At 52.4% G+C, this 13,263-nt stretch carries 10 protein-coding genes; 3 read left to right on the top strand and 7 right to left on the bottom strand.

The window, feature by feature from the left end; all coding sequences use genetic code 11:
- Positions 1 to 103 precede the first annotated feature (103 nt).
- Both NOS26_RS05775 and metF read left to right on the top strand, forming a co-directional pair.
- A complete protein-coding gene (locus tag NOS26_RS05775) occupies positions 104 to 934 on the top strand; it encodes a MetQ/NlpA family ABC transporter substrate-binding protein (RefSeq protein WP_014015817.1) in 831 nt (276 codons plus the stop codon).
- Between the two features lie 198 nt (positions 935 to 1,132).
- Positions 1,133 to 1,987 (top strand): methylenetetrahydrofolate reductase [NAD(P)H], encoded by an 855-nt coding sequence (gene metF, locus NOS26_RS05770; RefSeq protein WP_014015816.1) that lies wholly within the window; start codon positions 1,133 to 1,135, stop codon positions 1,985 to 1,987.
- Positions 1,988 to 2,298: 311 nt separating this feature from the next.
- On the opposite strand, the gene speC is transcribed toward metF, so the two are convergent.
- On the bottom strand, positions 2,299 to 4,458 hold the full coding sequence (gene speC, locus NOS26_RS05765) for an ornithine decarboxylase (RefSeq protein WP_014015815.1): 2,160 nt from the start codon (positions 4,456 to 4,458) through the stop codon (positions 2,299 to 2,301).
- Positions 4,459 to 5,262: 804 nt separating this feature from the next.
- Here speC and NOS26_RS05760 point away from each other — a divergent pair.
- The gene (locus tag NOS26_RS05760; RefSeq protein ID WP_014015814.1) at positions 5,263 to 6,468 is read left to right on the top strand and encodes a Fic family protein; all 1,206 of its coding nucleotides are present in this window, start codon (positions 5,263 to 5,265) and stop codon (positions 6,466 to 6,468) included.
- Positions 6,469 to 7,452: 984 nt separating this feature from the next.
- Here the strand turns inward: NOS26_RS05760 and NOS26_RS05755 are convergent.
- The 6 genes from NOS26_RS05755 to NOS26_RS05730 all read right to left on the bottom strand — a co-directional run bounded on the left by NOS26_RS05755 (position 7,453) and on the right by NOS26_RS05730 (position 12,876).
- Positions 7,453 to 8,625, bottom strand: coding sequence for an aspartate aminotransferase family protein (locus NOS26_RS05755; RefSeq protein ID WP_014015813.1), 1,173 nt, complete (start codon positions 8,623 to 8,625; stop codon positions 7,453 to 7,455).
- Between the two features lie 64 nt (positions 8,626 to 8,689).
- Entirely contained in the window at positions 8,690 to 9,598 is a 909-nt protein-coding gene (gene argB / locus NOS26_RS05750) for an acetylglutamate kinase (protein WP_014015812.1), read from the bottom strand.
- An 18-nt stretch (positions 9,599 to 9,616) separates the two neighbouring features.
- On the bottom strand, positions 9,617 to 10,342 hold the full coding sequence (locus NOS26_RS05745) for a bifunctional glutamate N-acetyltransferase/amino-acid N-acetyltransferase (RefSeq protein ID WP_014015811.1): 726 nt from the start codon (positions 10,340 to 10,342) through the stop codon (positions 9,617 to 9,619).
- A gap of 27 nt (positions 10,343 to 10,369) precedes the next feature.
- Positions 10,370 to 11,314 (bottom strand): N-acetyl-gamma-glutamyl-phosphate reductase, encoded by a 945-nt coding sequence (argC, locus tag NOS26_RS05740; protein WP_074787598.1) that lies wholly within the window; start codon positions 11,312 to 11,314, stop codon positions 10,370 to 10,372.
- 162 nt (positions 11,315 to 11,476) lie between these two features.
- Positions 11,477 to 12,397, bottom strand: coding sequence for an LD-carboxypeptidase (locus tag NOS26_RS05735; RefSeq protein WP_074787604.1), 921 nt, complete (start codon positions 12,395 to 12,397; stop codon positions 11,477 to 11,479).
- A gap of 5 nt (positions 12,398 to 12,402) precedes the next feature.
- On the bottom strand, positions 12,403 to 12,876 hold the full coding sequence (locus NOS26_RS05730) for a hypothetical protein (protein ID WP_255917397.1): 474 nt from the start codon (positions 12,874 to 12,876) through the stop codon (positions 12,403 to 12,405).
- Positions 12,877 to 13,263 lie beyond the last annotated feature (387 nt).

The raw sequence follows: 13,263 nt of genomic DNA, 5'->3' as shown, positions 1-13,263 counted from the left end.
ATGTATCAAATTTCTCAAGAATCTCCCGCTTCTATAAGCGGGAGAGGTTCAAGGATAATGACGGAACAGAAAAGTCTATACTACATCATTAGGAGGAATCTTTATGAAAAATCTCAAGAAACTTTCCATTCTCGCCGCTTCAGCCCTGCTGGCCATCGCCGTCCTGGCTGCCGGCTGCGGCAGTGATTCCGCTTCCAGCGGCTCGTCTTCCAAGAACACGACAGTCACCGTCGGCGCCACGCCCGTACCGCACGGTGAAATCCTGAATGAAGTCAAACCGCTCCTGGCCAAAGAAGGGGTCGACCTGAAAGTCGTCGAATTCACGGACTATGTCAAACCGAACCTGGCCCTGAACGATAAGGAAATCGACGCCAACTTCTTCCAGCATTCACCGTACCTCGACAAATTCAATAGCGAACACGGCACAAAATTGAAAGCCATCGCTAAGATCCACGTCGAACCAATGGGCATTTATTCCCATAAAGTCAAGGACTTGAAAGACGTCGCTGACGGCGCCAAAGTCGCCATCCCCAATGACCCGACCAACGGCGGCCGCGCCCTCCTCATCTTGCAGAGTGCCGGCCTCATCGGCTTGAAAGATGGCGGTAACATCACGTCGACCGTACAGGACGTCGAAAAGAACGATAAACACCTCCAGTTCGTCGAACTCGAAGCCGCTCAGATTCCCCGTTCCATCGATGACGTAGACATCGCCTTGATCAATACCAACTTTGCTATGGAAGCCGGTCTCAATCCGCTGAAAGACGCGCTCTTCCTGGAACCGAAGGATTCGCCGTATGCCAACGTCCTCGTCATCCGCGAAGGTGATGAAAACCGTCCGGAAATCCAGAAACTCGTCAAAGCCCTCCAGTCTCCGGAAATCAAGAAATTCATCGAAGACAAATACCAGGGTGCTATCCTGCCGAGCTTCTAACAGCTGGACATTGACTTCGTTATCCCATATAATGAAAGTATCCGAAAAGGGCTGTCGCGCTCGCGGCGGTCCTTTTGTTTACAATGATTATTGTCTGGAAGGCTCCCCTAATAGGGGAGCTGTCAGCGCAGCTGACTGAGGGGTTGCTTTTCATCATGCAGTCCACGGAATTCTGTAAAATCAAGGGGGAAACAATATATGCATACGAACGAGCTTTTTGCCAAAAAAACGGTCTTTTCTTTTGAAGTCTTTCCGCCGAAGAAGGATATTCCCATCGAAACGGTCTATCCGACGCTGGAAGAACTGAGCAAACTCCATCCGGACTTCATCAGCGTCACCTGCGGCGCCGGCGGTACCGGCGGCAACCGCACGGTCGAAGTCGCCAGCCGCATCAAAGCCCTGGGCTGCGAAACAGCCGCTCACATGCCCTGCATCTACCTGACGAAAGAAGCAGCCTTGCAGGACCTGAAAGAACTGAAAGAAGCCGGCATCGAAAACATCCTGGCCCTGCGTGGCGATGAAGTCCCGGGCCGCGAACGGGCGCACGACTTCGAACACGCCAGCGACCTTGTGGCCTTCATCAAAGAACAAGCGCCGGAATTCAACGTCATCGGCGCCTGCTACCCTGAAGGGCATACCGAAGCTAAGACCCTGGCCGCCGACATCCGCAACTTGAAGACCAAAGTCGACGCCGGCGCTAGCGAACTCATTTCCCAGCTCTTCTTCGACAACGCCCTTTTCTACCGCTTCCTCGAACGTTGTGAAATTGCCGGTATCAATGTTCCCATCGAAGCCGGCATCATGCCCGTCACTAACAAAGCTCAAATCGAACGCATGGTCACCATGTGCGGCGCCACGCTCCCCATCAAATTCCAGCGGGCCATTGCCAAATACGGTGACACTCCCGAATCCATGCGCGATATCGGCATCGCCTACGCCGTCGACCAGATTGCCGATCTCCTGGCTAACGGCGTAGACGGCATCCACGTCTACACCATGAATAACCCGTATATCGCAAAAAAAATCGCCGAAGCTGTCAAGACATTGTTGTAGAGGGCATCGTTCATCGTAGGCCGTTCGTCGTTCATCGTAGGGGCCGCCATAACGGCGGCCCACAGTTCGTTCATCGTAAAAAACACACGAAAAGGGATTGTACATGATGGCAAACGTCATCATGTACAATCCCTTTTGTCATAAATTCAGGCTATACACAAAATTCACGCGGGTCGCCCACATGGCGACCCCTACGCTGTTTGGGGACAATTCCCATTTGACATAAAAAAGTATTTGCAGGAATCCCGTATTCGATGTAGGGGCTCGCACGTGGCGAGCCCGTTACGCATTTGACGAGATTTCGTACCGCACTATTCCTTCAGCACATACCCATAAGCGTGGATGCGGCCGTCGTCTTCTTTTTCCAGGTAGACGCCCTGGATTTCCGAGGCGAAACCTGGCAATTCATTGAGGCCTTCTTCCAATGCCTTGAAGTACTGGACGGCCGTATGGGACCAGCGTTCACCCGGGACGACGCAGAGGACGCCCGGCGGATAGGGCAGGGCCCCTTCGAGGGCGATACGGCCTTCGATTTCATCGAGGGGCACGAGTTCGCCCTGGCCACGGATAAAGGCGTATTGCGCTTCCTGGGCATTCATGGCGTATTCCGGGAAGTATTGGCGGCGGAAAAGTTTCTTCTGCAGGTCCTTGACGTTCCGTACCTTATAGAAATCGTGCATTTCCTGGCAAAGCTGGCGGATTGTATAGCCTGCATAGCGGTCCGGATGCGAGTTGTAGACGCCGAGAAGGACTTCCTGCATGGGGACGTCATGGTCGACGAAGCGTTCGAAGCGGACCAGCTGGGATACGAGGAGGCGCATCTTATTCTTATTTTCAGCCGGTGTCAGCAAGAAAAGGATTGAGTTCAAATCGCATTTTTCCGGAATGACGCCGTTGCCGCGCAGATACGTCGCCAAGATATTGGCATGGATGCCGAAATCCTCGTACTGTCCCGATTCGGCGTTGATGCCTGGCGTCGTCAAGAGGAGCTTGCACGGGTCGACGAGATATTGTCCCGGCCCGTAGCCTTCGAAGGCATGCCATTTGGCGTCCGGTTCAAAGGTGAAATAAGCCAGGTCATTGGCCATGTCATCGGTATTGCCATCCTGCCAGGGTTTGCCGTGGACCGTCGGCGCTACGAAAGGCCGGATATAATGGCAGCGGCGCAGGATATCCTTGCGGGCTTCGATACCCATTTTCACACAGTCCATCCACATCTTGCGGCCAGCCGCACCGGCATGGATTTTGGCATTGACGGCAATCGTTGCGAACATAGGATAAAAAGGACTCGTCGAGGCGTTGGCCATGAAGGCGTTGTTGAAAGTCTTGTGGTTACAGTAGCGTGACTGGTTATGGATATGATTATCCTTTTTGTGAATCTGCGAAGCCTGAGAAAAACCGGCCTGCTGCTTATGGACCGACTGGACGACCATGATTCCCGGGTCATCTTCATGCAAATCGAGGAGCAGCGGCGAGCAGTCCTTGAGCATAGGAATGAATTGTTCATAGCCGACCCAGGCCGAATCAAAGAGGATATAATCGCAGAGATGACCGATACGGTCGACGACATAGCGGGCATTATACAGCGTCCCGTCATAAGTACCGAGCTGGATAACAGCCAGGCGGAAAGGTCGTTGGGCCTTAGCTTTTTCCGGATCCCGTTCGGCTGCCAATTGGCGCAGATACGTTTCATCGAAGCAATGGGCGTCAATGCCGCCGATAAAACCATAGGGATTGCGGGCCGTTTCCAAATAAACCGGCGTCGCCCCGGCCTGGATGAGGGCCCCGAGGGCCACGGACTTGTGATTGTTGCGGTCATAAAGGACCAGGTCCCCTGGCGTCAAAAGGGCGTTGGTGACGACCTTATTAGACGACGAAGACCCATTGAGGACGAAATAAGTCTTGTCTGCATGGAAGACTTGGGCTGCAAAATCCTGGGCTTCCAAGGCCGGCCCTTCGTGAATGAGCAAATCACCAAGGGTTACATCGGCATTGCAGATATCGGATTGAAAAATATGAGGTCCATAAAAATCATAAAGATAGCGTCCTGCCGGATGCTTCTTGAAAAACAGGCCATCTTGGTGGCCCGGGCAGTCAAAAGGCGTATTCTTTTCACTGACATAATCGACGAGGTCGGCAAAAAACGGCGGCAGCACAGCATGTTCATAACGGCTGGCCAACCGTTCGGCTGTCGAAATGCAGCGGCTCTTATTGACCATTTCTTCCGTAAAGACGACATCGACTTTATCAATATATTGGTCCGGCATCTTCTCGCCGCCCGGCATGATGACCATGATGGGAATTCCGAATCCCGTTTCATCGATCTTGTCGATGTAGGCAAAATCCTGGTCCGAAATAACCGCTACGGCCACATCGGTGAAATCCGTCTGCTCAATAGGAACGATTTCCCGGTCGCTGTCAACGAAATAATACTGTACATCAAAGCTGTAAGCTATCTTCAAATGTTTCATATTCTTCTCTCCCTATCCTCTTCCTTTGCATTGATATTGTAAAATAGTACAGCCCTATTGTACGCAATTCCCCCATGAATAGCAAGAAAAATATTTCGCAAATAGTATGTTGGGCCCTGACGGCCCCGCCGGTCGCAGGCTGCAGTTCGCAGGCCGCCTCGGACTCAGATGCCGCTATGCGGCAACAGGCTCAGAATGACGACATCGCCTCGAGTGACCCTCGGCTCGTGGAAAAAATCGTGGCTCGTGGTTCGTTGTTCGTGGCTCGTGGCTCGTAAAAGCCTGCCATTATACTCGAATGGGCTGTGGTCGAATATCACAACGGGACGCCCTTTGGGCGTCCCCTACGCATACGGCCACAGGCCGTGTTTTTTTTGTGCCCTGTAACTGCGTTCATTCCCATCGCCTGTATGCGATTTCGTAGGGGACGTCCCGGAGGATATTTCGGAGGGCGTCCCGCTACGCGCTGAGAGTTTCCCGAAGCGTCGTTGTTAATTTGAGCCTGTCGCGGCGGAACGCCGCATCTGAGTCCGAGGAAAGGCCGCGGCGCGTTATTCGTAATCAAAAAGCATACCATTAAACCCGAATAGGCTGCAATCGAATATCACAGCGGGACGCCCTCCGGGCGTCCCCTACCTATACGGTCGCTGGCCGTTTTTTTGCGACCGGCCACCTGCAATCTGAGCACTATACTGTTCATATTATCAATTGCCGAGTATAATAAAAGTGAAACCTCAAAATTTCCATTTTTTGAGGTCTCAGAATCATCAGATAGCAAAATTCGCTTTTTTTGAGGTGACTGCCATGAAATATGAATCTCTGTATTCACTCTATTACAAAGACAACCAAATATGGGAAAAAGTATATCAGGAACGGTTTCACAGCCCTTTTAGCCGTCATTTGCCTTTGGCCATAAAGCAGTATCATCGTCGGCAAAGCCATCCAGCATTTTTCTGCTATACTGAAGAAATCGCCTTATCCTTGGAAAAAATTGCCAGCGAAGTCATGGACTGTCTCGATATTATACATCAAGTCCCACCGGCCGCTATATCACAATTTTTGCATATGTCCCTAGTTGATGAAATCAAATCGACCAATGACATTGAAGGCGTCCGCAGTACGAGGAAAGAGATCTTGATGGCTTTTTCCGTCCCCGAATCGGAACAGTCATCTTACCGGTTGGGCAGCATCGTCAACAAATACATCAAAATCATTCAAAAAGAATACATCCCTTTAACTACCAGCCAGGATATCCGCCAGCTTTTCGACGATTTTCTGGCCGATGAAATTAAACGAGATGACTCCAAAAATCTCCCTGATGGGAAAATCTTTCATAAGGATCGTGTCGACATCGTCTCACCGGCACAAAAAACTATCCATCAAGGAGTCTACCCGGAATCAGCTATCATCGAGATGATGGACGCAGCTCTCGATGTGCTGAATGACAAGACCATCCCTTATTTAATTCGTGTTGCTATCTTTCACTATTTCTTTGGCTACATCCATCCTTTCTATGATGGAAATGGCCGAATGGCGCGATTTATCACGTCTTATTTGTTGGCATTGCATTTACATCCCGCAATAGCCCTGCAAGTTTCTATCTTAATCAAAAAATACCGCAAAAGATACTACGACCTGTTTTCACATACCGATGCCGATATCAATCGCGGAGATTTGACCCCCTTCATCATAGGGACTTTGCAGTTCATCGAACAGGCCACGCTTTTTACACACCATACACTCAAACACAAATATCAAACTTATCAAAAAGCCAAAGAAAAACTTGCCCAAACGCCGTCCCTATCAACAAAAAATAAAACCACTGCTGCCATTTGCGATATCCTGCTGCAAGCGGCTATCTTTTCCGACATCGGCGTTTCCGTAAAAGAAATCATAGAAACTCTAAACATTTCTGAAAACACAGTCTACAATCATCTGAAAAAAATTCCTGAAGAATATCTGTGGATAAATAAAGAAATACGGCCATACCGCTACCAATTGCGATTATAAGGGCCTAACGGCCCCGCCGGTCGCAGTTCGCCGTTCGCAGGCCGCCTCGGACTCAGATGCCGCTACGCGGCGACAGGCTCAGAATGACGACATCGCCTCGAGTAACCCTCGGCTCGTGGAAAAAATCGTGGCTCGTGGTTCATTGTTCGTGGCTCGTAAAAGCCTGCCATTATACTCGAATGGGCTGTGGTCGAATATCACAACGGGACGCCCTTTGGGCGTCCCCTACGCATACGGCCACAGGCCGTGTTTTTTTTTGTGCCCTGTGACTGCGTTCATTCCCATTGCCTGACTGCGATTTCGTAGGGGACGTCCCGGAGGATATTCCGGAGGGCGTCCCGCTACGCGCTGAGGGTTTCCCGAAGCGTCGTTGTTAATTTGAGCCTGTCGCGGCGGAACGCCGCATCTGAGTCCGAGGAAAGGCCGTGGTTCGTTGTTCTTAGCTCGTGGCTCGTAAAAGCCTGCTATTATTCTCAGATAAGTTATGGCCAAATATCTCTAGCGGGCTCGCCACGTGCGAGTCCCTACAATATATACCAGAATAGGCTGTGGCAGAATTTCGCAGCGGGCTGCCCCCATCGGGACAGCCCCTACGCACAAGGCCGTTGGCCGTGTATTTTTTTGTGACCTGTGTCCGCGTTCATCCCCATCGCCTGTATGCGATTTCGTAGGGGACGTCCCGGAGGATATTCCGGAGGGCGTCCCGCTACGCGCTGAGGATTTCCCGAAGCGTCGTTGTTAATTTGAGCCTGTCGCGGCGGAACGCCGCATCTGAGTCCGAGGAAAGGCCGTAGTTCGTGGTTCGTAAAAACCTACCATTATACTCGAATAGGTGTGGTCGAATTTCGCAGCGGGCTGCCCTCAGCGGGACAGCCCCTACGCACAAGGCCGTTGGCCGTGTATTTTTTGCTAACAGCTAACCGCTGGCTGCAAAAAAGGCGCTGTCTTCATGCGACAGCGCCTTTTTTCACTACAAACTATATTCTATTTATCGATGACCTTCTTAACGATGCCGATGGCTTCTTTCAATTCGTCCCAAGGGATGTTGAGCGGCGGCAGGAGGCGCAGGAGGCCATTGGCTGTGAGGACGAGGACACCGTTGTCTACGCAGCCTTCTACGACGTCCATGAGGGCTTTATTTTTGAGGGCGACGCCGATCATGAGGCCCATGCCCGATACGTGGTCGACGTGTTCGCATTGTTCCAGTTCTTCTTTGATGTATTTCCCTTTTTCCCGAACTTCTGCCATAAGGTCGTCGTCGAGGCGGTCGATGATGGAAATGCCGCCAGCCGTACAAATCGGGTTGCCGCCAAAGGTCGAGCCATGGGTGTGATTAGTCAGGGTATGCTGCGTCGAATCGGCGAACATCGTAGCGCCCAATGGCAGGCCACCGCCGATGGCTTTGGCTGTCGAGACAATATCGGGCTGGATACCATAGCCCATGTAGGAATAGAGATAGCCCGTCCGGCCATTACCGGTCTGGACTTCGTCGACGATAATCAGGATATCATGAGCGTGAGCATATTCTACGACTTGTTGGACGTATTCCTTGTCGAGAGGATGGACGCCGCCTTCGCCCTGGACCATTTCCATCATGATAGCGCAGACATTGTTTTCTTCGCAAAGCCGCTTCATGTCGGCAAAATCATCGGGTTCGGCATAGACGAAGCCGTCGACGAAGGGGCCGAAATCTTCATGAAGCGAGTCCTGGCCGCACGCCGTCAAGGTGGCAATGGTCCGGCCGTGGAAGCTGTTCTTCAAGGTGACGATGGTATAACGGCCGTCGCCATATTTGTCGTACGAATATTTGCGGGCCGTCTTGATGGCACATTCGTTGGCTTCGGCACCGGAGTTGGAGAAGAAGACTTTCTTCATGCCTGTCTTCTGGCAGAGTTTTTCAGCCAAGACGGTCTGAGGTTCCGTAAAGAAGACGTTGGAAATATGGCTCAATTTATGGAGCTGCGTTTCGACGGCTTTGATCCACACATCATCGCAGACACCGAAGATGTTGACGGCAATGCCGGCACTGAGGTCGATATATTTCTTGCCATCGACATCATATAATACAGCGCCTTTGCCGTGGTCCAACACAGCACCGACCCGGTTGTATACATTAACGATATATTCTTTATCAAGGGTTTTATAATCTTCTGCCATTGGGGGATTCCTTCTTTCTTGTAATTATGCTGGGAGCGAACGGCGTAAATAGTCTTTGCTAAGACTATTTACCGATTGAATAATGCCCTACGAACATCGTGCCCAGGCCTTCTTCGGTGAGCATTTCGATGAGGATGGCATGGGGAACCGTGCCGTTGATGATGAACACGCGCTTGACGCCAGCCTTGATGGCATCAGTGCAGCACTGGACCTTAGGAATCATGCCACCAGCGATGATGCCGTCTTTTTCCAGCTGCCGTGCCTGTTCGAGGGTGATTTCCGTGAGCAGCGAATCGGGATCGTCCTTATCTTTGAGGACGCCATCGATATTGGTCATGGAAAGCATACATTCCGCATTGAGGGCGCCGGCAATCTTGGCCGCTGCCGTATCGGCGTTGATGTTGTAGGCCTGACCGTTGGTGTCGGTGCCGATAGTCGAAATGACCGGGATATAGCCTTTGTCCAGGTTATCCTTGATAATGGAAACGTCGACGTCCGTAATGCGGCCGACATAGCCCAGTTCATCGCTCTGCTTCTGGACTTTGATCATCTGGTCGTCCAAGCCGCAGAGACCGATAGCCTTGCCGCCAATCGTCCCGATAAGGTTGACCAAATCCTTGTTGACCTGGCCGGCCAAGACCATCTGGACGACTTTCATCGTTTCCGCATCAGTCACGCGCAGGCCGTTGAGGAACTTCGATTCCATGCCCAAGCGGTTCAGCGTTTCCTTGATATGCGGGCCGCCGCCGTGGACCAGGACGACTTTGACGCCGATGAGGTTCAAGAGGACGATATCGCCCATGACTGATTTCTTCAGGTCTTCATTGATCATGGCGTTGCCGCCGTACTTGACGACGACGATTTTGCCGCTGTATTTCTTGATGTACGGCAGAGCGTTCATCAAAATCTGTGCCTTTTGGGCATTGGTTACGGATTTGACATCTTCCGAGACAAGTTCGATTCTTTTAAACATCGCAATAGATTCCCCCATTTAACTGCAAGCTTTCAACGAATTTTGAAAGCCTAATTTTTTCAACAAATCTTCCATGCCTGCGGCCAGATCTTCCTGGCTGCAAGGGCCGCTGCCGGCCATGCCATTGGCCATGACGATGAACGTAAAGTTTTCCGTATCGATAGCTGCCTTGGCCTGAGCCAGGGCTCCTTCGATGACAGCACTGCCGGCCTGGGCATCGGTCATGATGACGCAAAGGCCATCGCTGTCGGCCGTGCCGTCAGCGGCAATACCGCTCAAGGAACAGCCCGGCGTACCACTGGATAAGGCGACCTGATAAGCTGTGACATCACCGGAGTTATCCAGAACCGCTTCCAGCGGCTGACTGTCATTCCCTAACCCAGCTGTCAGCGTCTTGAGACTGTGGATGAGCAGGGACGGCCGGAAATACTGGCCCTTGGCCCCGCTGGCAACCAAGGCGATATCTTCGGGCGCTTCATCCATGCATTTCCCCGCAGCCTGGCAGACTTCCTGAGAAATCTCATGGCCCCGGGGCCCATCGGGCAGGGCCGTACCGTTGTGCAGGAGCAGTACCTTACCTTCCTGAGTCATCAGGCCCTGACTCGTAGCGGTAACGATGGAGCAGTCCCGTCGGCTTACGATCATAGCGACATCCAATTTCACACGGCTGCTACATAATCCACTATACGTACCGGCAGCCTGAAATCCTTGCGGTACGCTGAGGCTATCATAAACCTGACTCATACTGACTCCACCTTTCATCTTATTCATCTAATACTTTAAATTAAGCCCTGTCGTGGGATCAATGCCCATCATAAGGTTCATATTCTGTATAGCTGCACCGGAAGCGCCTTTGCCGAGGTTGTCGAACAAGGACGTAACCATGATGCGCTGGTCATTACCAGTGACTAGGATTTCCATATCGTCGTAGCCGCTCATATCATTGGCTGCGATAAAGCCGCCCTTGTCTTCACCGAAGGGCAGGACATGGATAAAGGGGCAGCCGTCGTAATGGCTGGCCAAAACCTGCCATACGTCCTGAGCCGTCACTTTCTTGGCCAGCAACTGGCTGAAGAAAGGAATCATGACTTCCATGCCACTGTAATAATCATCGACAATAGGCGTGAAGACCGGTTCCTGCGTCAAATGGCAGATCGTGACGATTTCCGGCAAGTGTTTGTGCTGCTGGACCAGGCCGTACTGACGCGGTGCATATAAATCCTGGCTCTTGTCGCCTTCGTACTGGGCAATCATCTTCTTGCCGCCGCCGCTGTACCCGGTCAGAGAGAACGCCGTTACGGGATAATCGGCCGGAACGATGCCGGCTGCCGTCAAAGGCTGCAGGATAGAAATGGCGCCGCTGGCGTGGCAGCCCGGATTGCCGACGCGGTCGCTCTTGGCAATAGCTTCGGCCTGCTGCGGCGATAATTCGGGGAACCCATAAGTCCAGCCCGGTGCCACCCGCCGGCCCGTCGACGTATCGATGAGGCGGACGTCACAACCTTCAGCCAGCGTTACGGCTTCGGCTGCGGCACCGTCAGGGAGACAAAGGAAGGCGATGTCGGCCTGCTTCATGCAAGCCCGGATGGCATCGGGATTCTTGCGGACATCGTCGGCAATAGGAACCAGTTCAATGTCCTGACGGTTGCTGAGCCGTTCATGAATGCGAAGGCCCGTCGTCCCTTCATGGCCATCAATGAATACTTTCGTTTTCACACTTCATCACTCCTATATCACATGGGCTGTGCCCTGACTATTCTTTGAATTTTTATTCATTATAGATGCATTTTAATATTTTGTCAAGAATTATACACGATTTTTTACATAAATAATCGCAAATAATCGTAGGGGCCGTCCCGAAGGGCGGCCCGCCTAACATCAACCATCAACAAAGGTAAGCGACGCGCCCTCCCTGTCAGCATCGATCCGGCCTTCGACGCCGTAAGGCACGAAGGCCTTATCCCTGGTATGACCGATGGGCAGGCCCTTAATGGCAGGTTTCCCAGCCAGATGGGCATAATAATCCAAGACCTGGTCCGTCGTGAAGTCGCCCGGGTCGTTAGGGCAATCGGTAAAATCGCCATAGGCAATCGCGGCGACGCGGGACAAAAGGCCGCTTTGCCAGAGCTGGTTCAGCATGCGGTCGATACGGTAGGCATCTTCACCAGTATCCTCCAGGACCAGGATGCAGCCTGTCCCGTCAAGGGCATAAGGCGTGCCGACAAGGGACGTGAGGACCGTCAGATTGCCGCCGACAATCGGCCCTTCTGCCTGTCCCGGAACGACGGTCGTCAGCTTCCGCCCGGCCGGCAGGGCCAGGGGACCTTGCCATGCGTCGGTTGTAAGGCCCTGAAAGAACTGGCCTGCCGTATAGGCATCGGAGCCGCCGAGGGTGACCATGAGCGGCCCATTGGCCGTGACCAGGCGGCACTTTTCCCAGAGGGCAATCTGCAATGCCGTCACATCACTGAAGCCGACGACCAGTTTGGGATGAGAGGAAATAAAATCGTAATCCAGCTTATCGAGGATGCGCGCTGACCCATAGCCGCCATTAAGACAGATAATGGCCTTGACGTCATCGTCATGGAATAAAGCGTTGATATCGCGAGCACGTTCTTCATCAGTGCCGGAAAAGAAACCATAATTTCCGGTGACCGTCGGCGTCATCTTGACGCGATATCCAGCCTGTTCCAGCCTGTCCACAGCCGCGGAAATATCCTGGCCTTCATCATGCGTCGCCGGCGCGGCAATGCCGATACAGTCGCCGCGATGCAGAGCCGGTCCCCGGACGGCAGTCACGGCCTTCACTCCCCCTTGTAATAATGCTCCATCCCCTTGGCGTAACCGTAATCGTCATTCAGATACTGACCCGTCTTCTGCTTATAACAGAGATTGACAGCGACGAAATCAGCAATCTGATTGTGCTTGATTTCCTTCTTGCGCATAGGGATTTCCTGCCAGCTGTGAGTCGAATCATTATACAACCAGGCCTGGCCATGGGCAATCTTATACGTCAGGGTATATGTTCCTTCAATGGCTCCGGAATCTTCAGGCGACCGGAAAAGATTGACTTTGAAAATCCATCCCTGGCCATCATCCTTCACGGTTTCCAAAGAACTCAGATCGACGTACATTTCATAGCCCATGCCAAAATTAATCGGCCGGTAATGGCTGTTTGCCGCTAAAGGACTGTTAAAAAAAGCCTGGCTGCCGGAAAAACCGCCCAGGGCCACAGCCAGCCCCAAAGACAATGTAAGTATACCATGTTTCAGTTTCATAGATACCACCCTTTCTCATGCTGAGTTTATTATACCACAGGGGGAATCGTTCATCGATGTAGGGGCCGCCATAACCGGCGGCCCGCAGTCCGCAGTCGGTCGTTCGCATTCCGGAAAGCCTCCCCTAATAGGGGAGGTGCCTCGAAGAGGCGGAAGGGTTGCTCCTCACATCTTCCCCATTCGGATTCAGATGCTGCTTCGCAGCGCCAGGTTCACGGGATTGTATGGGCGCAGGAGCGCCTGAAGGCGGCTCATCGCCTGTCGGCGATGTCGCGCGCCGGATTTTTACACGTGGCTACTCCCGTGCTGTAGGGGCGCCCATAATCGGGCGCCCGCGTGAATCCCGTGTATAGCCCATATTCATGATAAATGATACCTTTCATATTA

Origin of the sequence: Megasphaera sp. SC8-1, assembly GCF_024436295.1 — a bacterium.
Classification (GTDB): domain Bacteria; phylum Bacillota; class Negativicutes; order Veillonellales; family Megasphaeraceae; genus Megasphaera; species Megasphaera elsdenii.
This window is presented reverse-complemented; position numbering and strand designations above follow the sequence as displayed.

Excerpts from the sequence above, each read along its gene's own strand:
- NOS26_RS05775 (WP_014015817.1), top strand. The coding sequence starts at position 104 with ATGAAAAATCTCAAGAAACTTTCCATTCTCGCCGCTTCAGCCCTGCTG.
- metF (WP_014015816.1), top strand. The coding sequence starts at position 1,133 with ATGCATACGAACGAGCTTTTTGCCAAAAAAACGGTCTTTTCTTTTGAA.
- speC (WP_014015815.1), bottom strand. The coding sequence starts at position 4,458 with ATGAAACATTTGAAGATAGCTTACAGCTTTGATGTACAGTATTATTTC.
- NOS26_RS05760 (WP_014015814.1), top strand. The coding sequence starts at position 5,263 with ATGAAATATGAATCTCTGTATTCACTCTATTACAAAGACAACCAAATA.
- NOS26_RS05755 (WP_014015813.1), bottom strand. The coding sequence starts at position 8,625 with ATGGCAGAAGATTATAAAACCCTTGATAAAGAATATATCGTTAATGTA.
- argB (WP_014015812.1), bottom strand. The coding sequence starts at position 9,598 with ATGTTTAAAAGAATCGAACTTGTCTCGGAAGATGTCAAATCCGTAACC.
- NOS26_RS05745 (WP_014015811.1), bottom strand. The coding sequence starts at position 10,342 with ATGAGTCAGGTTTATGATAGCCTCAGCGTACCGCAAGGATTTCAGGCT.
- NOS26_RS05730 (WP_255917397.1), bottom strand. The coding sequence starts at position 12,876 with ATGAAACTGAAACATGGTATACTTACATTGTCTTTGGGGCTGGCTGTG.